Origin of the sequence: Deefgea tanakiae (assembly GCF_019665765.1) — a bacterium.
In the GTDB taxonomy this organism is placed as follows: Bacteria; Pseudomonadota; Gammaproteobacteria; order Burkholderiales; family Chitinibacteraceae; genus Deefgea; species Deefgea tanakiae.
On the sequence record NZ_CP081150.1, the window covers coordinates 2,448,659 to 2,472,453 of the forward strand.

Annotated in this window: 22 protein-coding genes; 11 read left to right on the plus strand and 11 right to left on the minus strand. The window is 49.2% G+C overall.

Going from position 1 to position 23,795, the window contains the following annotated elements; translation table 11 throughout:
* The first annotated feature begins 41 nt into the window (after positions 1–41).
* The gene (locus K4H28_RS11375) at positions 42–1,844 is read left to right on the plus strand and encodes a putative nucleotidyltransferase substrate binding domain-containing protein (protein WP_221005312.1); all 1,803 of its coding nucleotides are present in this window, start codon (positions 42–44) and stop codon (positions 1,842–1,844) included.
* Positions 1,841–2,458, plus strand: a complete 618-nt coding sequence (locus K4H28_RS11380) for a 3'-5' exonuclease (protein WP_221005313.1) — start codon at positions 1,841–1,843, stop codon at positions 2,456–2,458. The genes K4H28_RS11375 and K4H28_RS11380 overlap by 4 nt, the downstream gene beginning before the upstream one ends.
* 24 nt (positions 2,459–2,482) lie before the next feature.
* Here K4H28_RS11380 and K4H28_RS11385 read toward each other — a convergent pair whose 3' ends face one another.
* Complete coding sequence (locus tag K4H28_RS11385; protein ID WP_221005314.1) at positions 2,483–5,464, minus strand: response regulator; 2,982 nt, start codon at positions 5,462–5,464, stop codon at positions 2,483–2,485.
* Between the two features lie 219 nt (positions 5,465–5,683).
* On the opposite strand from K4H28_RS11385, the gene acs reads away from it, so the two are divergent.
* From acs to K4H28_RS11400, 3 genes are all read left to right on the plus strand, one after another.
* Positions 5,684–7,654 carry an acetate--CoA ligase gene (gene acs, locus K4H28_RS11390; protein ID WP_221005315.1) on the plus strand — a complete coding sequence of 657 codons (1,971 nt, stop codon included), beginning with the start codon at positions 5,684–5,686 and terminating at the stop codon, positions 7,652–7,654.
* Positions 7,655–7,806: 152 nt separating this feature from the next.
* The gene (locus K4H28_RS11395) at positions 7,807–8,139 is read left to right on the plus strand and encodes a hypothetical protein (RefSeq protein ID WP_221005316.1); all 333 of its coding nucleotides are present in this window, start codon (positions 7,807–7,809) and stop codon (positions 8,137–8,139) included.
* Positions 8,140–8,211: 72 nt separating this feature from the next.
* Positions 8,212–8,715 (plus strand): DUF6803 family protein, encoded by a 504-nt coding sequence (locus tag K4H28_RS11400; RefSeq protein ID WP_221005317.1) that lies wholly within the window; start codon positions 8,212–8,214, stop codon positions 8,713–8,715.
* A gap of 48 nt (positions 8,716–8,763) precedes the next feature.
* On the opposite strand, the gene K4H28_RS11405 is transcribed toward K4H28_RS11400, so the two are convergent.
* The 4 genes from K4H28_RS11405 to K4H28_RS11420 form a co-directional block, all read right to left on the minus strand.
* On the minus strand, positions 8,764–10,131 hold the full coding sequence (locus tag K4H28_RS11405; RefSeq protein ID WP_221005318.1) for an ATP-binding protein: 1,368 nt from the start codon (positions 10,129–10,131) through the stop codon (positions 8,764–8,766).
* Positions 10,128–10,835 carry a response regulator transcription factor gene (locus K4H28_RS11410; protein ID WP_255573508.1) on the minus strand — a complete coding sequence of 236 codons (708 nt, stop codon included), beginning with the start codon at positions 10,833–10,835 and terminating at the stop codon, positions 10,128–10,130. The genes K4H28_RS11405 and K4H28_RS11410 overlap by 4 nt, the downstream gene beginning before the upstream one ends.
* On the minus strand, positions 10,810–11,049 hold the full coding sequence (locus K4H28_RS11415) for a PepSY domain-containing protein (protein ID WP_221005319.1): 240 nt from the start codon (positions 11,047–11,049) through the stop codon (positions 10,810–10,812). The genes K4H28_RS11410 and K4H28_RS11415 overlap by 26 nt, the downstream gene beginning before the upstream one ends.
* A 98-nt stretch (positions 11,050–11,147) precedes the next feature.
* Positions 11,148–11,714, minus strand: a complete 567-nt coding sequence (locus K4H28_RS11420; RefSeq protein WP_221005320.1) for a glycine zipper 2TM domain-containing protein — start codon at positions 11,712–11,714, stop codon at positions 11,148–11,150.
* Positions 11,715–11,956: 242 nt separating this feature from the next.
* Between K4H28_RS11420 and K4H28_RS11425 the strand changes: the two genes are divergently transcribed.
* The 5 genes from K4H28_RS11425 (at position 11,957) to K4H28_RS11445 (ending at position 17,559) form a co-directional block, all read left to right on the plus strand.
* A complete protein-coding gene (locus K4H28_RS11425; protein WP_221005321.1) occupies positions 11,957–13,456 on the plus strand; it encodes a YiiX/YebB-like N1pC/P60 family cysteine hydrolase in 1,500 nt (499 codons plus the stop codon).
* A 79-nt stretch (positions 13,457–13,535) separates the two neighbouring features.
* Entirely contained in the window at positions 13,536–15,554 is a 2,019-nt protein-coding gene (gene uvrB, locus K4H28_RS11430; protein ID WP_221005322.1) for an excinuclease ABC subunit UvrB, read from the plus strand.
* A 9-nt stretch (positions 15,555–15,563) separates the two neighbouring features.
* The gene (locus K4H28_RS11435) at positions 15,564–16,136 is read left to right on the plus strand and encodes a hypothetical protein (protein WP_221005323.1); all 573 of its coding nucleotides are present in this window, start codon (positions 15,564–15,566) and stop codon (positions 16,134–16,136) included.
* Between the two features lie 19 nt (positions 16,137–16,155).
* Positions 16,156–16,692, plus strand: a complete 537-nt coding sequence (locus K4H28_RS11440) for a DUF924 family protein (RefSeq protein WP_221005324.1) — start codon at positions 16,156–16,158, stop codon at positions 16,690–16,692.
* A gap of 120 nt (positions 16,693–16,812) precedes the next feature.
* Complete coding sequence (locus K4H28_RS11445; protein WP_221005325.1) at positions 16,813–17,559, plus strand: substrate-binding periplasmic protein; 747 nt, start codon at positions 16,813–16,815, stop codon at positions 17,557–17,559.
* 103 nt (positions 17,560–17,662) lie between these two features.
* Here K4H28_RS11445 and K4H28_RS11450 read toward each other — a convergent pair whose 3' ends face one another.
* Together K4H28_RS11450 and K4H28_RS11455 are read right to left on the minus strand one after the other, a co-directional pair.
* Entirely contained in the window at positions 17,663–18,193 is a 531-nt protein-coding gene (locus tag K4H28_RS11450; protein ID WP_221005326.1) for a YfaZ family outer membrane protein, read from the minus strand.
* Between the two features lie 538 nt (positions 18,194–18,731).
* The gene (locus tag K4H28_RS11455) at positions 18,732–19,079 is read right to left on the minus strand and encodes a hypothetical protein (RefSeq protein ID WP_221005327.1); all 348 of its coding nucleotides are present in this window, start codon (positions 19,077–19,079) and stop codon (positions 18,732–18,734) included.
* A gap of 273 nt (positions 19,080–19,352) precedes the next feature.
* On the opposite strand from K4H28_RS11455, the gene K4H28_RS11460 reads away from it, so the two are divergent.
* A complete protein-coding gene (locus tag K4H28_RS11460; protein ID WP_221008032.1) occupies positions 19,353–19,517 on the plus strand; it encodes a DUF924 family protein in 165 nt (54 codons plus the stop codon).
* A gap of 458 nt (positions 19,518–19,975) precedes the next feature.
* Here the strand turns inward: K4H28_RS11460 and K4H28_RS11465 are convergent, their stop codons facing one another.
* The 4 genes from K4H28_RS11465 to K4H28_RS11480 form a co-directional block, all read right to left on the minus strand.
* On the minus strand, positions 19,976–20,719 hold the full coding sequence (locus tag K4H28_RS11465; protein ID WP_221005328.1) for an enterotoxin A family protein: 744 nt from the start codon (positions 20,717–20,719) through the stop codon (positions 19,976–19,978).
* 3 nt (positions 20,720–20,722) lie between these two features.
* Positions 20,723–21,082, minus strand: a complete 360-nt coding sequence (locus K4H28_RS11470) for a hypothetical protein (RefSeq protein WP_221005329.1) — start codon at positions 21,080–21,082, stop codon at positions 20,723–20,725.
* Between the two features lie 1,022 nt (positions 21,083–22,104).
* The gene (locus K4H28_RS11475; protein ID WP_221005330.1) at positions 22,105–23,025 is read right to left on the minus strand and encodes a pseudouridine synthase; all 921 of its coding nucleotides are present in this window, start codon (positions 23,023–23,025) and stop codon (positions 22,105–22,107) included.
* 36 nt (positions 23,026–23,061) lie between these two features.
* Positions 23,062–23,691, minus strand: coding sequence for a pseudouridine synthase (locus K4H28_RS11480; protein WP_221005331.1), 630 nt, complete (start codon positions 23,689–23,691; stop codon positions 23,062–23,064).
* Positions 23,692–23,795 lie beyond the last annotated feature (104 nt).

A 23,795-nucleotide genomic window follows, 5' to 3' on the forward strand; every position in this document is an offset into this window, starting at 1 on the left:
CGATTTCGATGTGGGGCGTTTTTCATTTGCCGAGAATATAAATGTCTACGCTATTTGATTTCTCCATCGCCCCGTACAGCAGCCTCACCAGTACTGAGCAGGATCACTTTGAACAAACGCTAGACCTTCAATATTTCGCCAGCGGTAGCACAGTGATTGCAGCCAACGCTGAAAATACAGCTTTACTGGTGGTCAACAAAGGTCTGATCGCAGAAGAAGAACAAGGAGAGATCGTCACCGTTTACAGCGAACTAGAAACACTCAATAGTAAAGCCCTACTCAATGAAAGCGCACCACAGCAGTGGGTAGCTATTGAAGACAGCCTCGTTTTTAGCATCCCACGCGACTTGATTTTAGAGTTAATTCGCAACAATGCGCGCTTTGGCGCTTATTTTTACCAAGACATCGCCCACCGTTTAGCCACGCTGTCGCAGCAACCCTCGGCAGAAGACGAACTACAGTCACTGCTACTCACCCCCATTCACTCGGCCTATTTGCATCCCGCCCAATGGCTAACAGCTGATGCAACCGTGCTCGATGCGGCACGGCACATGAAGGCACAGGCTTGCACCGCCGTATTCATTCAGCACCAGCAAAGAACGGGGATTTTTACGCAGACCGATTTGCGTGATTTTATCATCAGCGAGCAGAGCGCCAGCCAGTGCAAAATGGCGAACTACGCCCATTTTCAATTGCACAGTGTCAGGGCTAATGCGCCACTCCACAGCGCGATGGCGCTCATGGTGAAACACAGCATAGGCCGCGTCGTGGTCCAGACCGATGACGCCATTGTTGGCACCATAGAGCAAGTTGACCTGTTGGCATTTCTCACCCAGCACTCACACTTAGTCCAAAATCAAATCGAAAGAGCACGCAACCTTGAAGAGCTAGGCTTTGCTTGGGCTCAAACCGATAAAATCATTCGCCAACAACAAAGCCAAGGTATCAAAGTCACTTTGATCGCAGCCACAATTCGTGAGTTACATCGAAAATTTCTAGCCAAAATTTGGCAATTGATTGCCCCGAACGACATCACTCAGCATGTCTGCCTCGTTTGTATGGGCTCCGAAGGTCGAGGCGAGCAAATTTTACCGACCGATCAAGACAATGCGCTGATTATTGCCGATGGCTTTACCCACCCCGACTTGGTTCGCATTTGCGAAGCGTTTAATCAAGCACTAATTCGCTTTGGCTACCCGCCCTGCCCTGGCAAAGTCATGGTTAATAACCCCTATTGGCGGCGCAGCGAAAGCGAATTCAAACACCTATTTAACGAATGGATGGCGCAAACCAACGGTGAAAATATGTTGAATCTCGCCATTTGGGTAGATGCCTATCCGGTCATCGGAAACAAAGCACTATTCTCCCATTTACGAGATTACTTACAGCAAGACCTCAGCACCAATGACAGTCTACTTGGGCATTTCGCCCTGCCCATTGCACAATTTGATACGCCACTCGGCTTTTTCTCGCAACTGCGCAGCACCAGCGGGCAGCTTGATTTAAAAAAAGGTGGGATTTTTACCTTGGTCCACGGCATTCGCTGCCTCACGCTCAAAGCAGGGATCAAGAATCGTAATACTTATCATCGCTTGGATGTACTGCGCGAACGTGAATTACTATCGCCCGAATTTGCCCGCGACCTCAGCGAAACGCTCGCTTATTTGCAAAGCCTGCAATTAAAATTTGGCCTACAAAAAGCCCAGCAAGGTAAAACGATTGATAATCTCATCACGCTAAGCCAGTTGACGACGCTAGAGCGCGATTTACTCAAAGATGCCTTAGTGGTGGTCAAGCGCTTTAAACAACACATCAGCCATCAATTTAAGTTGCATCTCTTATGATTCGCCATTTAAAAACATGGCTTGGACAACGCCAATTACGCGATCCTGCTTTCGCATTTTTATTTGCGCCTGCGCCAGCCGATGAATGGGTTAGTATCGATTGCGAAACGAGCAGCCTTAATCCCAAACAAGCGGAAATCTTGTCGATCGCAGCGGTCATTGTCCGTGGCAACACTATTGTGAAATCCACCAGCCGACAATGGTTGGTAAAGCCCAGTGGACAAATTGATCCGAAAACCATACCCATTCACGGACTTCGCCAACAAGATGTCACCCACGGGCTGACATTGCACGAGGCACTCTCCGAGCTACTACAATTCATGGGAAGCCGGGCTATTGTCGGCTATTATTTGGAATTTGATTTAGCAGTCATCAATCGACAACTTAAGCCCTGGCTAGGCATTGATTTACCCAATCAAGCGATTGATGTGTCTGCGTTGTATTACGACAAAAAGGTCAGCGCATATCGACCTGATGTCGATTTATCCTTAACAACCATACTGAAAGAACTTGGGCTGCCCATACTCCCACGCCACGATCCAATGAATGATGCACTGACTGCTGCGATGATCTTTTTGAAACTCAACAATAGGGTATCAATACGAAGAGGCTAATCTAGATGAGATATGAGGCAATACTCAAGGTCTACGCGCCCATTGCTTCAATGCTTTGAGTAAAGCATCTGATTGAATCGGTTTGACTAAAAAGTCATCCATACCCACATCAAAACAGCGCTGTTTATCATCAGCTAAGGCATTGGCGGTCAATGCAATGATCGGAATGCCCGACAAAGCCCCGTTTGCTTGACTACGTATCAAACGCGTTGCCTCAAGGCCATCCATCTCTGGCATTTGCATATCCATAAACACTAAATCAAAGGGTTGTTCCAACACCGCCATCAATGCAAAGCGACCGTTTTCTACCGTCACCACAGAGCAACCCAATTTCTCTAGCATTTTGACGGCCACCATTCGATTCACTGGATTATCTTCCGCGAGCAACACCTTGCAGTGCTGAACCGAATTTACCTCTTTCAAAGTATGCCGCGTCACCAACTGCGAATCGCCTTCACCTTGCAGTACTAGCTCAAGCACGCCATAAAACTCATCGGCCACAACAGGTTTAGTTAAATACGCCGCAAAGCCAGCTTGATGGGCTCGGCTACCATCGCCGCGTACGCCAATCGCCGTCACCAGCACTAAAGGCAGCGCCGCCAATGCTGTTTCACCTTTAATCGCCCGTGCCAATTGCAAGCCATCCATCTCGGGTAAATGTAAATCACAGACAGCAAGGGTAAACGGCGTCGAAGTGGATGCGCCCTCACGCAGCAAGGCCAAAGCTTTGGCACTACTTGATACTGCGACCACTTGCCATGCCCATGCGCTCAACAAACTCACCAAGGCTTCACGATGCGAATCAATCGCATCCACCAATAAAACTTTTTGTTGTTGAGGCGTTGAAGCCTGCCTTAATCGTATATGTGCCGCAGAGGATGCCATCGCCATTTGCACGGTAAACACAAAATCAGTGCCTTGCTCAGCAATGCTGTGCGCAGCGATTTCGCCGCCCATCAAGGTCACAATCTGTTTGCAAATAGCCAATCCTAAACCCGTGCCACCAAAACGGCGCGAAGTACTCTCATCCACCTGAGAAAAACTATTAAACAAACGATGAATTTTATCGCTAGGAATCCCGATGCCGGTATCGCTGACACAAAAACGCAGCGTAATGGCCGCGGTAGTTTGGCTTTCCAAACTGACACTCACGCTCACATGACCGTGATCAGTAAACTTGATCGCATTGCCAACCAAATTAATCAGTACTTGTCGCAGGCGCCCAGGATCGCCGCGCAGCATGGTCGGCACCTCAGCCGCAATATCACACTGATAGCGCAGGCCTTTTTCTTGCAAACGCAATGACATCATTGCTGAGAAATCATTCAGCAAGCGAGGTAGATCAAAATCAAGCGTTTCTAACTCTAAACGCCCCGCTTCAATCTTCGAGAAATCCAAAATATCGTTGATGACGCCCATCAACACATCACCGCTAAAACGGACGGTTTCGGCGTACTCGCGTTGCTGCGGTGTCAAATTTGAATCGAGCAATAATGAAATCATACCCAGTACACCATTCATAGGCGTACGAATTTCATGACTCATATTGGCGAGGAATAGACTCTTTGCTTGATTCGCTGCCTCAGCCGCTTGCATGGCTTGCTGGAGTTTGAATTTGGCCGCCTGCTGCTCAGTGACATCCATCACCATGCCGTACCACAACGTATCGCCTTCTGGGGTTCGTTCTGGTTTGGCATGCGCCTCAACCCAAATCAAACCTTTGCTTGGATGTTGAATGCGGTAGACCGTATCCCAATGCGATAATGTAGCTAATGCTTTGGTATAGCTTGCCACGACTTCATTGACATCGTCTGGATGAAGATACATCAATACTTTACTTGCATCATCGGCTACATCGAGAGGCTTCAAACCATAAATACCTTCAATCCCAGCACTGGCATATAAATAGGCACTGCTGCCATCTTGATTCATCCGTGTCTGGAAAATCAAGCCTGGTACTTGTTCGCCAATCTTGCGAAACCGCTCAGCAATATCGTCACGTTCTTGCCTAGCCAATTGACGCTCAATGGTGCCACCAACCCAGCGTGACATCAGCCTTAAGAACTCGTGATCAATCTCATCAAACTGGCGCTCTTGCACCTCGGGGGACGAAAAATTGAGTGTGCCGTAACGCTGTCCTGCGACCCAAATCGGAATCCCAATATAGGTTTCAAGACCAAATTCAGCGTAGCACGGGTGATTGCCCCAAGGCGACAAGCCCATCATTGAAATTGCGACGACATCGTCGGCTTGATAAGTCAAACTACAATACGTTTTTCCTAGGCGAAACTGTGCTCCGTCTTGCAACGCGCCATTAGCGGAATACTGCACCTCAATCACGTAATCATCTTGCTGAATATGACTGACAATACCAAACGGCACGCCAAAATAGCTGCAGCCCAAATATAAAGCATCAGCTATTAAAGTATGGTCATCACGTTGGCGTAGCGCGGTGATTTGGCTTAAAGCCCGCAGCGAAGCTTGCTGCCTATCATGCTTTTCTTGCGCGCTAAGCCGATTTAATACTTGGCGCTGAAACAAAATAAGTTGCGCTAAGGTTGTTAACAGTGGCGCTATTTTTTTAGCCAGTATTACCTTGTAAGCTTTATTTTTATTGGCTAATAGAGCAATACCAACCACTTCGTCCTGATATTGCATTGGCAACAACACCGCATATTGCACATCCTCGTTAAGACCCAGTAAGTCACAGATTGCGGCATTCATTGGCGATTGATTGAGGCAAACAGCCCGGCCCTTTGCTAAAGCAGTTCGGTGCTCAGCTTGCAATGACCATAGGGGGCTTGTGTCAGTTTTAGTTTTTGAAGCTTGCACCGCAGTCAGTTGGACAACACCATTAACGCCATTCAATTCACCAATCCCACCCCACGGGCTCTCGGAGAGTTGCAATAAGTCTTGTAGGGCAGCCGAAAACACGCCGGAGTCCAAACTCTCGGCGTTAAAGTTTGATTGTGCACGCAGCAGTGCAGGTAAAACATCAAGCGGCATTCCACTCCTTATCCACAAATTATGGCTCTCATTGCCTGTTCAGAATAGCGGGTTTAGGCGTTTTACCCAAGCAAAACCCTATTAATTCAAGTCACTCTGCACTACATCAGTCTCACTGATTTATGACATCAAAAAAGACAATTAGCTTTCAATGCCGTAATCCAATAAATTTCGAAACAGATTATTTTCAACTCAGTTTCTCTACGAAGGGGTTCACACATGAGTGGTATCGATTCAGTTTTAAAAGAAACACGTCTATTTCCACCATCAGATGAGTTTCGTACTAATGCAACCGTATCAGGCATGGACGGCTACAACGCCCTCTGCGAGAAAGCCACTGCCGACTACGAAGGATTCTGGGCTGACCTCGCTCGCAGCATGCTGAGCTGGAAAAAACCATTTACTCAAGTTTTAAATCAAGAAAACCCACCGTTTTTCAAATGGTTTGAAGATGGCTTGATCAACGTATCTTACAACTGTCTAGATCGCCACTTAGAGACTAAAGCCAATAAAGTTGCAATTATTTTTGAAGCCGACGATGGTTCTGTGACTCGCGTGACTTACCGCGAGCTCTATCACCGCGTTTGCCAATTCGCCAACGGCCTAAAATCACTTGGCGTTGTGAAAGGTGACCGCGTCGTTATCTACATGCCACACACCGTAGAAGCCGTGATTGCGATGCAAGCGTGTGCGCGTATTGGTGCGATTCACTCTGTCGTATTCGGCGGTTTTTCAGCTGGTGCATTGCGCGACCGTATTCAAGATGCAGAAGCCAAATTGGTCATCACTGCGAATGAATCAATCCGTGGCGGCAAACCAACGCCATTGAAATCAATGGTCGACGAAGCACTGGGCCTCGGTGGCTGCGATACCGTAACTAAAGTTGTGGTATTCCAACGCACCAGCAACAAACCAGAACACTGGAATGCAGAGCGCAATATTTGGTGGCACAAATTAGTTCAAGACCAAGCTGATGTTTGCGAGCCAGAGTGGGTTGAATCAGAGCATCCACTATTTATTCTTTACACTTCAGGCTCAACGGGTAAACCGAAAGGCGTACAACACTCGTCTGCAGGCTACCTACTCGGCACACAAGTAACGATGAAATGGGTTTTTGATTACAAAGAAACCGACGTTTACTGGTGCACGGCCGACGTGGGCTGGATTACAGGCCACTCTTACATTGCCTACGGCCCATTGGGCATTGGTGCAACACAAGTGGTGTTTGAAGGTGTGCCGACTTACCCAGATGCATCACGCTTCTGGCAAATGATTGAAAAACACGAAGTAACGACGTTCTACACCGCACCGACGGCGATTCGTTCATTGATCAAACTCGGCGGCGATTTACCAAAACAATACGATCTATCATCATTGCGCCTCTTGGGCACGGTGGGCGAGCCAATCAATCCAGAAGCATGGATGTGGTACTACGAAGTCGTTGGCGGCGGTCGTTGCCCTATCGTGGATACTTGGTGGCAAACTGAAACTGGCTGCAATATGATTGCACCGTTGCCAGGCGCAGTAGCGACTAAACCAGGCTCTTGCACCTTGCCAATTCCAGGCATTATCGCCGACATCGTTGATGAATCTGGCGCACAAGTAGATCTAGGCAAAGGCGGCTTCTTGGTGATTAGCAAACCATGGCCTTCGATGGTTCGCAATATCTGGGGCGATCCAGACCGTTTTGCCAAAACCTACTTCCCTGCCGATTACAACGGCAAGCTTTACCTTGCAGGCGACTCTGCGCACCGTGACGAAAATGGCTACATCTGGATCATGGGTCGGATCGATGACGTATTGAACGTATCCGGTCACCGCCTTGGCACGATGGAAATCGAATCGGCCTTGGTTGCTAACCCATTGGTTGCTGAAGCCGCCGTCGTTGGCAAGCCGCACGATATCAAAGGCGAATCTGTTGTTGCCTATGTGGTATTGAAAGGCAATCGCCCAGAAGGCGAAGAAGCCAAAGTGATCGCGAAACAACTTCGTGAATGGGTTGCCCATGAAATCGGCAAGATCGCTCAACCAGACGAAATCCGTTTCGGCGACAATCTACCGAAAACACGCTCAGGTAAAATCATGCGTCGCCTCTTGCGTGACATCGCCAAAGGCGTTGAAATCACGGCAGACACATCAACACTAGAAAACCCAGCGATCCTGGAACAACTACGCCAAAGCGCGATTTAAGCGCCAGCAAACCTAAACTTTACGAGAGTTTTTTACCCCGTCCTTGAGGCGGGGTATTTTTTTGTTCGCAATAACCTTCGCTTGATACTGCGCAATACGCTGCCCACTTTTTCATCGCAACATGAAACCAAACGCTCACAAAAAGAAAACACATGCATTTTTGGCGACATCTCGTACACCGTCTTAGCCCAGTGCTTTTCGTACTGAGCATGGTGTTGTTCGGGATCGGCGCGCCCTTGCATGCTGCGCCGACCGCCAGCACCAGCGCAGAGACTTCGATTTCACACTGTACTGAATCTACCAAATCGACAGCAATCAATCTTTCGAGCATCAGTGATTGTTTAAGTCACTGTGCCCTACCCGTTCCGCCCTCGATCACGATGGGAATGGCAGCGCTACAAAGCGAGCGCCATGCCGCGCCCTTGATTGCATGGCAAGTCATCAGCATTGCACCGCCTTCACCTCCGCCACGGTCTGATTCGTAAAAATCTACTTTTCATCCTTTTTTACGCTTCACTCAATGACGGCGCACTATCGGCTGCGCCACGGAGACTCACATGAACATGACTCACTACATGGCCTTGCTGGCCGAAAATCAACCGTGGAATCTGATTTTATTTATGGCGATTCCGGTCATCCTCGCTGAAACCGTTGCGATTACTGAGCTATTTATCCTTTTTTCGCGACAATTTCACGGCAAAATGCGGCAAATCAATCGCTTTGCCAGCATTACCGGCGGGATTTATTTCAGTGGCGTATTTGTCTATTTAATGATCAACGCGGTGATTCCTATTACACAAGCCGGAGAGTGGCGCGGCATCGCCGATGTCATTGCGGTCGGCTTTTATTTATCCGGTATTGTGCCCTTGGGCGGCTTGGCTTTATTGGATTTGGGCGTAATCGGTAAAGGCTGGGATGAGGAAAGAAAACTCAAACTACATGCGATCTTTGTTGCGGTCTTCTTAGTAGTTGCCCATATTGCGATGATTTTCGGGATGCTAGATCCAACACTATTAATGGCACCAGAGATGAGTAGTGCAATGCCAGCAATGCACCACTAGAATCAAAGGGTATATCCACCTAATCAATATTAATATTGACCCAGATGGCTATACCCTTTTACTAAATACGATCCTCACTTCAGCGCCGTTTAAATCACTACGCCCTAATTGAATTGCTCCGCCGTAGGCATCAACAATATCGGCAACCACAGCCAAGCCAATACCTTGACCGGGCTTGTCCGTGTGCTCATCTAAACGAATACCACGTTGTAAAGCACGCTCAGGTTCATCACCAAAGCCTGGGCCATCATCAGCGACAATCATCAGCAAACCACTACCATCATCGCGACGCAATGAAAGCGCCACATGCTGCTGCGCAAACTTCCCTGCGTTATCGAGCAAATTACCGAGCACTTCAAACGCATCACCTTCATCCAGCGGCCATGTCATATCGTCGGCGCAATCCAAAGTGAACGTTAAACCACGTGAAGCGTAGACTTTCTTCATCGCCACCAAGACGCGCTCGGCAATGGGCTTGAGCGCAATCGCCGCAGCCAATTCAACCGAGCCACGCAGCGCGGCGCGATTGAGTTGATGCTGCACAATATGATCCATTCGCGTGACTTGTTCATTGACGCGCTCTGCATAGTCAGCACCGGCGGATTCAGCAGGCAACATCGGCTCTGCTCTCAAAATGGCTAAGGGCGTTTTTAAGCTGTGCGCCAAATCGGCCAAGGCTTCACGATAGCGCTGCTGCCGCGCGCGCTCTTGCTCGACCAAACGGTTGAGTCGCCCTGCTAAGGGCGCGAGCTCGCGTGGATACTCGCCTGTTACCTCGGCTTGTTCACCACATTCAATCGCCGCGAGCTCAATTTCCAAACGCCTTAGCGGCGCTAAGCCCCAGCGCAACATCAGAGCTTGCGCCAACAATAAACAGACGGCAGCCGCTGCCAAACCACCCCAAAGTGCGCGTTGAAATTGCGCTAGTTGCGCTTGAAAATATTGCTGATCTTCCAGCACGCGAAAACGGATCGTTTGCGCCGTTTTCCCGGCCAGCCAGCGCACTTGATAAGCAGTTTGCAAAAAATCACGTTGCGCATAACGCAAATCGATTTGCTGCCAAATACCAGTTTCTAGTGTGAGCGCAGGAAGTTGTTTGAATTGTGCAGCAGATGGCGACACCCATTGCTCGGTTTGCGCTGGATTATCGATAAAAGCGTAAAGGCCAGAATTTGGAATTGAGAACAAGGGCTCGGCCATGGATTTGGGGAGCACCAACTGCCCTTGCGGGTTTAGCTCGGTCATCGCAATTAACAAATACACCGCGCTTTGCAGACGTGCAAAATGGCTTTCGCGTAGGTGCTGACTGTAAATGCTTTGCACTGCCAAACCCGTGACACAAAAAAACGCTAGCAAAACCATGCTAGCGCCTAGATGCAAACGGCGGCGAATTGAGAGATGACTGAGCGGGATCACACGGTTTCCAAAGCAAAACGATAACCACGTCCGCGCACCGTTTCGATACTCGGCTGCGCGCTATCTTGATCGAGTTTACGGCGCAGGCGGCTGAGTAAGACTTCGATGACATTGCTATCGCGGTCGGCTTCGTGTGGATAGAGATAATCGGCCAGCGCGAGTTTGCTCACGACATTAGGCCGCTGATGAATCAAATGTTCTAGCAGGCGATATTCAAACGCCGTTAAATCAATCACGCCCTCGGCATTGCGCACTTGCTGGCGTGCAAAATCAATTTGCAGCACACCAAAATCAAGGCCATTGGGCAAAGCTTTTAAGGCGCGGCGCAGTAAAGCCATCACGCGGGCGGCAAGCTCTGGGTATTCAAACGGCTTGGTCAAATAATCATCGGCGCCCGCTTCTAGGCCAGCGACTTTTTCTTGCCAATTGGCGCGCGCCGTCAAAATCAAAATCGGCATCGTATGCCCCGCAGCGCGCACGCGCTCAATCAGTTGAATGCCATTGAGTTTGGGCAAACCTAAATCAACAATCAGTAAATCGAAGGGAAATTCACAGGCTTGATACAAGCCGTCCTCGCCATCAGCGGCTGTATCAACGCGGTAGCCCTCAAGCGTTAAACGTGCCGCCAGCGCATCGCGCAGCGCAGCTTCGTCTTCAATCAGCAGCAGTCGCATCGGTTTAGTAGGTTTTACCGGTGGCTTCATCCACAAACACGGCCCGCACTTCACCGCTGCTCGTCAGCACTTTCACGCGCCAGACGTTTTTATCGCCCTCAACGAATTTCTCCACCGACATCACGCGCCCGCCGTTGGTTTTCTTTTGCGCCAAAGCCGAAGCATCATCACGGCTGACTGCTGCCGAGGCTGTACCCGCCAATAAACATGCGGCGCAAAACAGGACTTTAAATAGAGCTTTCATGACTTGTTCCTTGTAAATCAAGGTCGATTGTACCTGCAAGCGATGCCATCGCGGGTGGGGATAATCACAAACTCTGCCATCCACACCGCAATCGAAGGCTAATCATCCAATTCTACCAAAACGCGCACCGGTAAACGCGAACCTGGTTCGCCCGGATAACGTTGCATCGTCGTACTATAAACTTGTGAGCGATATTCATAATCCACCTGATAATCACGCACTTGCTGTTGATAGTCGTTGACTTGACGGCAGCGCTGCACTTCTCGATTCACCGTTTGAGCCGATGCCGTCCCACGAGTCGGATCTGCAACATGATTACCAATCATCGCGCCAATCAGCGTGCCAGCGACAATCGCCACATCGCGGCCACGCCCTTTACCCACTTGCGTACCAATCGCACCACCTGCTGCGCCACCGATAATCGTTCCGCCATAATGCGGGCCGGCAGGCTGAGCGACCGTTTCAGTCACCCATTCAGAACGACACTCTTGCCGCGGCTGGCTGATTTGCTCGTAACGAGGCTGAACGGAACGGATCACTGCGTAATCTTTTTGCTTCCATTTCGGCTTTTGATAGCGCTCTCTATCGTCATCCCATTCACGTCCAGCCTGAACCGTTCCAGCCAGTAAACTCACCACCAAACCCAATATCGCCCATGTTCGCATGATCAATCCTATGTCACATTCCGTGTTGATAGCGCTAGAATGCACCCACAAGGCTGAATCAATACTGAACTACGAAAAAATCAATCCGAAAGAATATTTGATGTATATCGGTACAGCCCAACGTGGCAAACATCCACAAAGCCATACATAACAAAACTTGAAATATCTGCAAAAAATAGTCGCAAAATATTAACGGCTCGCGCTAAATACTCAATGACGCGCTACGAATAAAAAGGCACCGCATGCTACGTTTAATACTGTGTTTATTTTTACTAATTCCGCTCAGCGTCAGCGCTGACGAAGCCAATCACTTTCAAACGCAAATCAATCAAATGGTGAATTTTCGCAGCCAAGCCTACCAATTTGCGCAGACACACCAAATCAACCAGCAAAAGTCAGTCAAACTCACGCGATCGCAAAGCAATGAAATGCGCAATATTGCGCTGCGCTACATCCAATTGCGTAGCGAAATTCTGCCCTATGCTGAAAAAGTTGTGCCCTTATTTCATCCAGACGTTAGGCTGAAACTCGACAATACCATCGCGACCAATGCGCACCAGTTCAAACCCTTACTCACCGCAAAACAGGTGAGCTACACCTTAAGCATCAATCCCAACGATGAGATGGGCCAACAACTTCTGCTCGATATTCAGCAAGGCTTAGCCGCGGCCTTGGTCTTGATGGACAGCTACCAAATCGCCGTGGCACCCTATGCCAACAATCCATCGTTCAACTATTTACTCACCTATGATGTCGGCAAAGGGATTTCACTGCGTCAGCTCGCGAGTAATTATCACTCCAGCGAGTTTCGCACTCGGCTGCTGAAAGCGACGCAATTTGTCGATCAATTAATGAACGATCGCCGCGAACAAGGCATTCATAGCAGTCCGCTCGAAATTGACTACTACGCGCTCAGCCAAAGCACCATCTGGTATGTGTCGCTACACCAGAGTAATCAAGTTGATGTGGCCGATACAGTGCAGTATTTAGTCGGTGAATTAGAGCTGCAGCAAAAAAGCGTACAAAACACCCTGAGTTACGGCCTCAGCATGGGATTTGGCAATATGGTGGGCTTGGTGCAAACGCGCAAAGGTAAAATGGCGCGCCTGGCTGCCAGTGACGTCGCCGTACTGGAAAGCCAGCTTAAACCACTGGATATCCTGCTCGAAAAAACGCCATTTCGCCTCACCGACAAAATGATTCCCGGCCATTATGGCCACGTTGCCGTTTGGCTAGGCAGCGAAGCGGAGCTGCGCGAAATGGGCATCTGGGATGAGATTGCACCAGCCTATCAAGACAAAATCCGCCAAGGTGGTCGGATTGTCGAAGCGCTGCGCAGCGGTGTAACCATCAGCAGTCTGGAACGTTTTTTAAACATTGATGACTTATTGGTGCTACGCGAAAGCCAAACGCCTGATGTGGATGATCAGCAAGCAGCAGTCCTCACAGCGCTGGCGCAAGTCGGTAAAGAATATGATTTTAATTTTGATGTACTGACGCACGAACGGATTGTGTGCTCGGAACTCGCTTATGTCGTCTTCCCAGAATTACCGTGGCCGATTAGCAAAGCGCTCGGCCGCTACACGATCAGCCCCGACAATGTCGCGCAACTGGCTGTCAGCGAAGAACCAATTCTCGACCCTGTGATTCTTTATCGTGATGGTGTAGCGATCAACACAGACCTCCGCGACACTTTGAATCGTTTAATCAATCCCAAAGCGACGCGCCTTGCAAAACAATAAACATCTTTCGCGACACAAGGCTTGAGTCCAATCGCACATCCGCCCACAATGCACCCTCTTGCTTTCAATCAGGTTACCCATGTTTGTTGAATACCCCAATTCACCGTACAAATTATTTCAGCCCTTCCCGCCCGCTGGCGATCAACCGAAGGCAATTGAACAGCTGATTGAAGGCTTGGACGATGGATTGCGCTTTCAAACACTGCTGGGCGTAACGGGCTCGGGCAAGACGTTTACGATGGCGAATGTCATCGCACGCACGGGGCGGCCGGCGATTGTGATGGCACCGAATAAAACGCTCGCCGCGCAGTTGTATTCGGAAATGCGTGAGTTTTTCCCAGAAAACTCAGTCGAGTATTTCGTCTCCTATTACGATTATTACCAGCCCGAAGCCTATGTGCCGAGCCGCGATCTGTTTATTGAAAAAGACAGCGCGATTAACGAGCACATTGAGCAAATGCGTTTGAGCGCGACCAAAGCGATGCTCGAGCGCCCCGACTGTATTATCGTCGCCACCGTCTCGGCGATTTACGGGATTGGCGATCCCTCTGATTACCACGCGATGATTTTGCATTTGTCGGAAGGCGAAAAAATCGGCCAGCGCGACATCATCAAACGCCTGACGACGATGCAGTACGACCGCAACGAAATCGAATTTGCCCGCGGGCATTTTCGGGTTCGCGGCGATGTGATTGATATATTCCCGGCCGAAAGCGCCGATTTAGCGGTGCGCGTGTCGATGTTCGACGATGAAATCGAGCGCATCAGCCTGTTCGACCCGCTCACCGGCCACGTGAAACAGCGCATGGGGCGCTTCACCGTGTTCCCATCCAGCCATTACGTGACGCCGCGTGAAAAAGTGCTATCCGCCATTGAAACGATTAAAGACGAGTTGCGTGATCGCCTCGCGTTTTATTATCAAGAGCACAAATTGGTTGAAGCGCAGCGGCTGGAGCAACGCACCAAGTTCGACCTTGAAATGCTCAATGAAATGGGTTTCTGCAAAGGCATCGAGAATTACTCGCGGCATTTTTCGGGCAAGCCCGCTGGCTCTGCGCCACCGACTTTGCTCGATTACTTACCGAAAGACGGCTTGATGATTTTGGACGAAAGCCATGTGATGATTGGTCAAATTGGCGCGATGTATAAAGGCGACCGTTCACGCAAAGAAAATCTAGTCGATTACGGCTTCCGTATGCCGTCGGCCTTGGATAATCGCCCACTCAAGTTCGAAGAATTCGAGCGCTTGATGCCGCAGACGATTTTCGTTTCCGCCACACCTGCGGCCTACGAAGCTGAGCATCAAGGCCAAGTGGTCGAGCAACTGGTACGCCCAACTGGACTGGTCGATCCGCTGATTGAAGTTCGCCCTGTCGGCACGCAAGTCGATGATTTGCTCTCCGAGATCAATCTGCGCACCGCGATTGGCGAGCGTGTTTTGGTGACGACACTGACCAAGAAAATGTCGGAGCAACTCACCGAATATCTGGCCGAGCATGGCGTGAAAGTGCGCTATTTGCACTCGGACATCGATACCGTTGAGCGCGTTGAAATCCTGCGCGATCTGCGGCTGGGCGTGTTTGACGTACTGATCGGGATTAACTTATTGCGCGAAGGTTTGGATATTCCAGAAGTCTCGCTGGTGGCGATTCTGGATGCCGACAAAGAAGGCTTTTTGCGCTCTGAGCGCAGCTTGATTCAAACCATCGGTCGCGCCGCGCGTAATTTAAATGGTAAAGCAATATTGTATGGCGATCGGATCACCAATTCGATGGAAAAAGCGATTGGCGAAACGCAGCGCCGCCGCGAAAAACAAATTGCCTACAATCTCGAACACGGCATCACGCCGCGCGGCGTGGTGAAACGGATTAAAGATATCATCGACGGCGTTTACAATGCCGAAGAAGCCGTAGCTGCGCGCCTCGAAGAGAAGAAACACAAAATCGTCGCCGAGATGGATCCGAAACAATTAGCCAAAGAGCTGAAACGCCTCGAAAAAGAAATGATGAACGCGGCGCAAAATCTCGAATTTGAAAAAGCAGCCAATTTGCGCGATGAACTCAAACGGCTGCGCGAGCGAGCATTTGGCCATGACTAGGGTATTTCAATGAAGACAATATTCAATATTGCCTGCAAGGCAATACCTACAGCACTACTAATATGTAGCAGCGTGGCTTACGCCGAAACCACCATCGCCCCCAACCAAGCCTTTGGCGAACATACGCCCGAATTCTTGCGCGGTATGAACACGGAGCAGCCGTGGAAAACGTGGATTGTTGCTCCTGTGCTCACGCATCATTTTGATCGGCAAGCAGTGATTGATGACGATCTAAACGAGCGCAATCCCGGCTTTGGTATCGAGCGCAGCAACGGGCTTTGGCACTGGATGCTGGGCGCGTATCGCAATTCAATTCGGCAAAATTCCGTCTACGCACAACTGGGCTGGACGCCGCTGCAATGGCATTTTAGTGAGTTGGGCAATCTCTCGCTCGGCGCTGCAGGTGGGCTGTTGACCGGCTATCAAGATACCGAAAAAGGCTATCCCGTTGTCCCTGCTGGCGGACTCTTTGCCTCGCTGGAAACGCCCTATCATTTCGGCATGAATCTGTTTATCGTCCCCACGGTGAAATCATTTCAAGTCGAAGGCTTTGTCGCGCTGCAAATCAAAGCGCATTTTTAATTCGCTCAAGGATAAGCCCATGTTCAACGACGTATTAAATTTCTGGTTTGAAGAGATTAGTCCCGCACAGTGGTGGGCGAAAGACCCACAGTTTGATCAGCAAATCACCACGCGATTTGCCGCGCTACACACCCGCGCCGTGCAATGCGAGCTGTACGAATGGCGCGATACCGCGCATGGCCGTTTAGCCGAAATCATCGTGCTCGATCAGTTTTCGCGCAATATGTTCCGCGATACGCCACAAGCCTTCGCCCAAGACCCCCTCGCGCTGGCGCTCGCGCAAGAAGCCATCGCCGCCGGCGCCGCCGATTTGCTCACGCCAGTCGAGCGCAGCTTTTTGTATTTGCCGTTGATGCACAGCGAGTCGCTGTTGATTCATGAGGTAGCGGTACAGCTCTATACCGAGAATGGCCTGCAGAATAATTTGGATTTTGAGTTCAAGCACAAAGCCATCATCGAACAATTCGGCCGCTACCCACACCGCAATGCCATCCTTGGTCGAGTTTCGACGCCTGAAGAACAAGAGTTTTTGAAGCAGCCGAATTCAGGGTTTTGAATCTCGAACGGCGATGCACACGCAAGCCTGTTGTAAATCGAAAAGCAGCTACCTATATTGCAAGACATGTTTCAAGACTCATTCAAGCCATTGAATATACGTCTTTTTTCGAGATCGAAAATGTCACCAACGCAACCAAAGCAGCCAATTACTATCGCCCATTTGGTCAATCGGCTCAGCGTACTTGCCTTGATTTTATCAAGTAGCCTGCAAATCAGCGCAGCAAGCGCAGGTGAATTAACCATCTACACCGAAAATGACCCTCCCTATGTGATAGTCGATGCCAATGGTCTGGTCGGCGGTCTAACTAAACCCAAGCTAGATCGCTTTTTACGAGCCATTCCATACCCAAACCAACAAATCAAAGTCCAACCTTGGGTGCGCGCATACCATGAAGCGACCAGCAAACCCAACACACTCGTTTATCCCATCGTCAAAACGCCAGAACGCGAAAAGAAACTCACCTACTTATATCAACTCTACGAGGCCAGCGTCTTTTTCTATCGGCTCAGTGAGCGCAAAGACATTCAAATCAACTCACTGAGCGATGCGAAAAAATACAGTGTCTGCGCGGTTCGCGGCGACTATCGCGCTGAGTATTTGCAGCAAAATGGATTTACCCAAATCGATCTCGCCGCAGACTCGACCAGCAACGTAAAAAAAATCCTCGCAGGCCGCTGCGATTTGGGCATCCTGACCGAAATCGGTATGAACAGTAAGCTGAATCAACTCAATGAAGCGCCAGACCGCGTTCGCATCGCCTACGCCCTGCAAGAACTAGATAGCAATCTCTACATTGCCATCAATAGCAACAGCGACCCGCAAATCATCAAACAGCTACAACATATTGCGCGTAGCCTCAATTAATCTCTAGCCCACCCTTGGCTGCCACGTCATCCTCGCCACTTGAGTCACACCATAAAAAACGCAGCTCAAAGGCTGCGTTTAAAGTGAGTAGGGTCAGTCAGGTTTAGAAGTTAAGCTGAGCACCCGCATAGAGCCCCTTGGCGAGGGTTGCCGATGGCTTGCCGCTTGTGAGCTCCACATCGGTCAATTGATAGCCCAAATCCAGCGCGACCATTTTGGTCATATCCCAACGCACGCCAGCGCGAAAATCTCTGTAAAGATCCACACCACTACTGGCCATCGCCGAATTGGCAAAATAACCCTGCCCGTACACCGTAAAGTCACCCACTGGAATATCCACCCCTGCCCCAACCGTCACCGCATACTCCTGATCTTGCTGTTTTAAATCGAGATAAACCAACTGGCTACCCGCTTTGAGCTTCACAATCCCCAACGGCGCTTGCACACCCAAACCCAGCGAAGCAACGGTACCCTCATCCGTATTTCTTAACCAATCGGCACTGGTGGTTAGCAATAAAATACTGCCCTCATAGGACGCCCCCACAAAGTCATTGCCCACGCGGGCAGATAAACCACCTGCCTGTGCCGCCAGCGGTAGAGATAGGAATAGCAGAGGAAGCAGTAGTTTTTTCATATTGCGACTTTGTTCTAAGAAAATGATTGCCGCATTATAAGTTCGAGAATTTTCTTTGGGTTGTGATTAGTACCAGACGTTATAGCGGGTATTAAATGGAAGTACTTTATTGACAATAGCTAGCAGGCAATACATGCCAAATTGTGGCTAATGATTTATAAGGTGGCGGATGTGATTCTTCAACGTGGGATCGCGCTGATGCCGCGCGGCACTTACTTTTCTTGCTTCGCCAAGAAAAGTAAGTTTCTGCGGAGCAAAATAGTAAGTGCACCTATATCTGCACCGACTTCGTCGGCTTGATATCAAGGGGTTTTAAACCCCAAGCTCAACGAGCGAGAAATAATTTAGATGTATTGCTGGCTAAGCATTTTTAATCAAAGGCCATAAGCAAATACATCGACACCGTAAGGCGTCAGCGCTACGCGAATTGCGCCGAATGAGCCGCAAACAAGCATCGCAACGGTGCGATTCGCGTAGCTTTCAGCCCCCTACTTTATTGCGTCATATGCGGTTGGTTTTTCAAGCGCCGCCGATCCAGTTACTCTAGAAATTCATCCACTTCAGTCGCTGGGTCAAAATGATGCAAGAGCAAACAATCTTCCCAGCCATCATCGCCTTGTGCGATCGCCATCGTGGCGCGCTGCAATTGGAACGCAAGCAAGGAATTTTGATAAATCCGTTCTTTGCATTCGTGCCAAAGCGCGGCCAGATCATTGGTTTTGTATTCAAAATTGATAAACGCACCGTTTTCGTTACCCTCGGTGACACGATGACCGATCACCAGCGCCTGCTCAGCAAAGGCCGCCAGCGCAGCACGCGCTTTGGCTTCGTCCATTGTGGGCACTAAATGCGGTTGCAGCTGAATCAATAAAATACGGGTTGCCATGCGCATTGCCTATTTGATCTGAGATCGCTTATTTTACGCCGTTTTATCCGCCATCAGGATGTCAAATATAGCATCGGCTCCGCCATGCCAGAAATCCACTACGCGATTAAGACGTAGATGGGTGGAGCGCGGCGATACCCATTCCACTTGCTTACGTATTGCTAGCTAAGCATTCATTGATAGTGGCTATAGACAGATACATCTCTTTTGTAGGGTGTAACAAGCGAAGCGCGTTACACCGACTTACTTGTGATGGCGTAATGCGCTTCGCTTATTAGCACCCGAGATTGCGGCTTACGAGTTACTGCACCGTACGCGATAAAGTACAAAGCCATCATCGAACAATTCGGCCGCTACCCGCACCGCAATGCGATCCTAGATCGAGTTTCGACGCCAGAGGAGCAGGAGTTTTTGAAGCAGCCGAATTCGGGGTTTTGATCGTTTCATGATTTGCGTGGGTTCTAGCGGCTGCGATCTTTCAACGAAAGTCGCGCTGATGCCGCGCGGCACCTACTTTTCTTTGCTTCGCCAAAGAAAAGTAGGCCAAAGAAAGGCGACCCATATATCTGCACCGACTTCGTCGGCTTGATATGAGGGGTTTTAAAGCCCCAGCTCAACGAGCAAGAAATAATTTAGACGTATTGCTGGCTAAGCATTTCTAATCGAAGGCTACAAGCAAATACATATAACAATTAGATGTAACGAGTATCGTGATTACACAGAAATTAATTGTTTAGGTTTTGTAGGTTGGTGCTGAGCTTGCGAAGCCCAACAATCGCGGTAAACGTTGGGCTTCATTCCATTCAGCCCAACGCACGGCCTTGCTCAGCACGCTGCCGCATTTCTTGCGCTAGCGCCAATACGCCCAGCCAATTACAGCCTGTGGCGTATTGTGGTCAATCATTATCTACAATTGCAGCACTATAAAACCCCATAATCTCTCCCGACTCACAATAAGAGCCACTCATCTTTCCTTTAGAATGGGTTTGAGGACTAGAACAAAATAAACTTGATGAGAAGCAGGCACCAACAGAATGATCAGAAGAATCAGAAGATAGAGGAAGATATCCCGGCTCACTCTGTTGTCTGTATTGATGGTATGGCTGTTCATTAATTTGTGGTCTTATATCGACATAATTGCTATTGAAAATAACAGGCGGCGTATTCTCGTCGATATATCTCCGGACACCCAGAATTAACTCTGGAGCGATGTTTCGATATGCAATCCATTCAGATTGCGTTTCCGCGTTCGGAATGCCTGCTTGATAATCATAATATCGGAGCGTGGAACTCATTCTGTAGAAATTAAGTGTACTACGAATTATATACACATAAGCGGGTCTACCTGTGGATGCAACGACTCTGCGCGCGTAAGATGCCGCGTATAGTGAATCAGTTGAAACTGAAATAAACGCACTATTTCTGAGAGAGTGAAAACAGCTTACCCCTCTGGAGTGGTCTTTGACATTGTCATTGTCACCCAGACTCACAAAACCATTCAGAAATATCTCTTCTGGAGGGCGTGTATCCACCCTAAAAAACCATCCACGATCTTGCTGCTGATCAGCAAATGAGAATAAAGAGTATATGGAGAATGATAAAAAAATCACGGCACGTATAAGATTTTTTTTTAATATCACAACTCACTCCTGGAGTAACTCAACCGCATATATGTCATCACCATTAACGCAAATTGTGACTTTTGCTCCAGTAATAAATGCCAATCGGGCTGAGTTAACCATTGGAATATAACCTGTATTCAACGGCTCCCTGAAATATAACCTCCCACCTGACTTTCCACCAGTAGAGTTAGTTAATTCAATCCACGTAGCCTCGTAACCATTATAAGCTGTGGTTGAGTTGAATCTCGTCACCTTGCCAGTGAATGTAGGGTATCCATTACATATCACGCTGCTATTCATCCCAGGATAATGCGACAGAGCCGCCGAACTATGGAAAGCAAATGACACACTTAAAAAAAATGCCATTACACGTAATTTCATAACCAAACCTCATTAGTTAATAATAAAAAACACCTGTCATACATATCGGGAGGATATAAAATGAACGGCATATAACATGCATGTTTAGAAATTTGATACCCTCAATAAATTAAATTGGCACCTAGTAAACACTTCTTAATACGTCACTACGCCCTTATGTCATTCGAGTCTGGCGCTGTAAAATTGATCCTAAGAATACAGAAAAATATTCATATAATTTAAAGAGGGCATCGTTTCTACTGCCACTGATTTACACCGCCCCATTTCTTCTTTAGGTACAGGCCGGCTCCTCTGTTTCTTCGTCACTAAATCATCCACGTGTTGCTTCGCCACCAAGACCTATTTATGCACTTCAGACATACCACATAAATATGTAGTTCGAAGGAGCTACCAAATGTCAATGTGTTGTTATATTTGGTGGGCTTTTATTTTTTTGCTGCATACGCTTCCAATTACCTTCAGCATTCTGAATCAATACTTACTTTTCTTTGTTTGCATTAAAGCTGGGTAAAAATTAACATATGTATTTAATTTTTTGTTTTCATTGCTCAAAATTACACAATTAAAAATATTTATATCTAGAGTTGCTTGCATTTTTGTAGGTTAAGCCTTGTAGGGCACCAAGACCTATTTATGCACTTCAGACATACCACATAAATATGTAGCCGTGTAGGGCGGGTTAGGTTTACCAACCCGCGCGGATTACCCTTCGTGATACCGGAATCTTGTGGCAGGTTATCCCCCAAGGGGACTTGCTTCGGGGCGGGGTTTTTGGGGTCAATGTTTGAGGCCGAAGGCCGAGTTTTGACCACAACCGCCTCGATTGTCCGCTGCGAGGTGTGGCGCAGCTTGGCAACTTGTTGCCTTAGCGGAGCCCATGGCCTCAGGCCAGAACGGGCGTAGCCCGCGCAGATACTAGGGTCGCCTTTCTTTGGCCCACCTTTCTTTGGCGAAGCAAAGATAAGGTGGGTGCCGCGCGGCATTAGCGCGACCCAAGTTAAAAGAACACAGGTGCAGTACGCTTAGTACAGCGCCCACCAAGTTGGCCACCCCAATTCCCGCTGACTCTCAAACCGCCTCGCCTCCCCTGTTACTGGATCAACAAACTCTATCGCCCGCGCCAACAATTGCAGCGGCGATGAAAAATCGTTGCCTTTATCGGGCATCAGCTCGGGATACCACGCGTCATTCACAATCGGAATGCCCATGCCCGCCAAATGCACGCGCAATTGATGCTTGCGGCCAGTGTGCGGCGCGAGGCGGTAATGGGCGTAGTTGCCACGACGCTCTAGTAGCTCAATCGCCGTTTCGCTATTGGCTTCGCCCGCCACTTCTTGCACCGTAAACGCATCGTCGCGATATTCGATACGGCTGGTGTGTACGCAAGGAAACGACAACTCAGCACGAAAACCGGCAATCGCTTCATAGGTTTTCTGAATTTGCCGCGATTCAAACAGGCCATGATAAGCGTGGCGATGCTGCGGGCTTTGGCAGAACAAAATCACGCCTGCGGTTTCTTTGTCGAGACGATGCAGCGGTGTGATTTCGGGGTTATTCAGCCGCAAGCGCAAACGAGTTTGTAGATTTTCCAGCGCATAACGCCCCACGGGGGCGACGGGCAAGAAATGCGGTTTATCGACGACGAGCAAGACGTCGTCTTGGTACAAAATATGCTCGGCAAACGGCACGGTCAGTGGCTCTGGCTGGGGGCGGTAGTACCACAGCACGGTGCCAGCGCGGTAGGGTGAATCCACGCGGTAAGGATTACCGACTTCATCAACGACTTCACCACGCAGCAAGCGGCCACGAATATCATCGGCCGCGACGTGCGGGAAGCGCTGAATTAAAAAATCCAAAATCAGCGGCCAATCGCCTTGCGGCAGGCCGACAAAACTCGGCGCGATGCCGTCGCGATGCGGAATCGGGGCAATCGGTTTAGCCATTCAAATGCCTCTGCATCGTCAAACTCACTTTCAACATTAACGTACCTTATTCGGCCCACGGCGGCCGCGTTGTTTCGGTTTGCCTGCGGGTTTCGGATTGGGGTTCGGCACATGCACTGGGGCGACGGTGATGGTCTGCATCTGCCCTAACTCGACACCATCAAGTGTATAGCTACCTATCGCATAGCGAATAAGGCGTAGCGTTGGATACCCAACCTTCGCCGTCATCCGGCGCACTTGGCGGTTTTTTCCCTCGGAAATTTTAATTTCTAACCAGCTCGTTGGAATCGCTGCGCGCTCACGAATCGGTGGCACGCGCGGCCAGACTATTTCGGGCTGCTCAATCACACGCGCCTCAGCAGGTAGCGTTTTGAAGTCGCCCAAATCCAAGCCACCAGCACGCAATGCTTGCAGCGCGGCGTCATCAGGAATGCCTTCGACCTGCACCCAGTAGGTTTTGACGAGTTTGTGCTTGGGATCGGTGATTTTATGCTGCAAAGGGCCGTTATCAGTCAGCAGTAATAGACCTTCGGAATCGGTATCCAAGCGCCCGGCCGCATAGACGTCTTTCACCGAGACATAATCGGCCAAACACTGGTGCGGTGGGCTGGGTGAAAACTGGCAAATCACCCCATAGGGCTTATTCAATAAAATCAATTTAGGCATGGCAACAGTTTATCGAGTAAATCTTGGCAGAATGGCTGCAAACCTGTGATAATAGTGCGTTTTTTCGCCGCGACAAAAATATTAATCAATTGCGGTGAAAGTTT

Excerpts from the sequence above, each read along its gene's own strand:
- K4H28_RS11380 (WP_221005313.1), top strand. The coding sequence starts at position 1,841 with ATGATTCGCCATTTAAAAACATGGCTTGGACAACGCCAATTACGCGAT.
- K4H28_RS11375 (WP_221005312.1), top strand. The coding sequence starts at position 42 with ATGTCTACGCTATTTGATTTCTCCATCGCCCCGTACAGCAGCCTCACC.
- K4H28_RS11440 (WP_221005324.1), top strand. The coding sequence starts at position 16,156 with ATGTTCAACGACGTATTAAATTTCTGGTTTGAAGAGATTAGTCCCGCA.
- acs (WP_221005315.1), top strand. The coding sequence starts at position 5,684 with ATGAGTGGTATCGATTCAGTTTTAAAAGAAACACGTCTATTTCCACCA.
- K4H28_RS11470 (WP_221005329.1), bottom strand. The coding sequence starts at position 21,082 with ATGAAATTACGTGTAATGGCATTTTTTTTAAGTGTGTCATTTGCTTTC.
- K4H28_RS11480 (WP_221005331.1), bottom strand. The coding sequence starts at position 23,691 with ATGCCTAAATTGATTTTATTGAATAAGCCCTATGGGGTGATTTGCCAG.
- K4H28_RS11415 (WP_221005319.1), bottom strand. The coding sequence starts at position 11,049 with ATGAAAGCTCTATTTAAAGTCCTGTTTTGCGCCGCATGTTTATTGGCG.
- K4H28_RS11425 (WP_221005321.1), top strand. The coding sequence starts at position 11,957 with ATGCTACGTTTAATACTGTGTTTATTTTTACTAATTCCGCTCAGCGTC.
- K4H28_RS11420 (WP_221005320.1), bottom strand. The coding sequence starts at position 11,714 with ATGCGAACATGGGCGATATTGGGTTTGGTGGTGAGTTTACTGGCTGGA.
- K4H28_RS11395 (WP_221005316.1), top strand. The coding sequence starts at position 7,807 with ATGCATTTTTGGCGACATCTCGTACACCGTCTTAGCCCAGTGCTTTTC.
- K4H28_RS11450 (WP_221005326.1), bottom strand. The coding sequence starts at position 18,193 with ATGAAAAAACTACTGCTTCCTCTGCTATTCCTATCTCTACCGCTGGCG.
- K4H28_RS11445 (WP_221005325.1), top strand. The coding sequence starts at position 16,813 with ATGTCACCAACGCAACCAAAGCAGCCAATTACTATCGCCCATTTGGTC.
- K4H28_RS11475 (WP_221005330.1), bottom strand. The coding sequence starts at position 23,025 with ATGGCTAAACCGATTGCCCCGATTCCGCATCGCGACGGCATCGCGCCG.
- K4H28_RS11410 (WP_255573508.1), bottom strand. The coding sequence starts at position 10,835 with ATGAAGCCACCGGTAAAACCTACTAAACCGATGCGACTGCTGCTGATT.
- K4H28_RS11455 (WP_221005327.1), bottom strand. The coding sequence starts at position 19,079 with ATGGCAACCCGTATTTTATTGATTCAGCTGCAACCGCATTTAGTGCCC.
- K4H28_RS11385 (WP_221005314.1), bottom strand. The coding sequence starts at position 5,464 with ATGCCGCTTGATGTTTTACCTGCACTGCTGCGTGCACAATCAAACTTT.
- K4H28_RS11400 (WP_221005317.1), top strand. The coding sequence starts at position 8,212 with ATGAACATGACTCACTACATGGCCTTGCTGGCCGAAAATCAACCGTGG.
- uvrB (WP_221005322.1), top strand. The coding sequence starts at position 13,536 with ATGTTTGTTGAATACCCCAATTCACCGTACAAATTATTTCAGCCCTTC.
- K4H28_RS11435 (WP_221005323.1), top strand. The coding sequence starts at position 15,564 with ATGAAGACAATATTCAATATTGCCTGCAAGGCAATACCTACAGCACTA.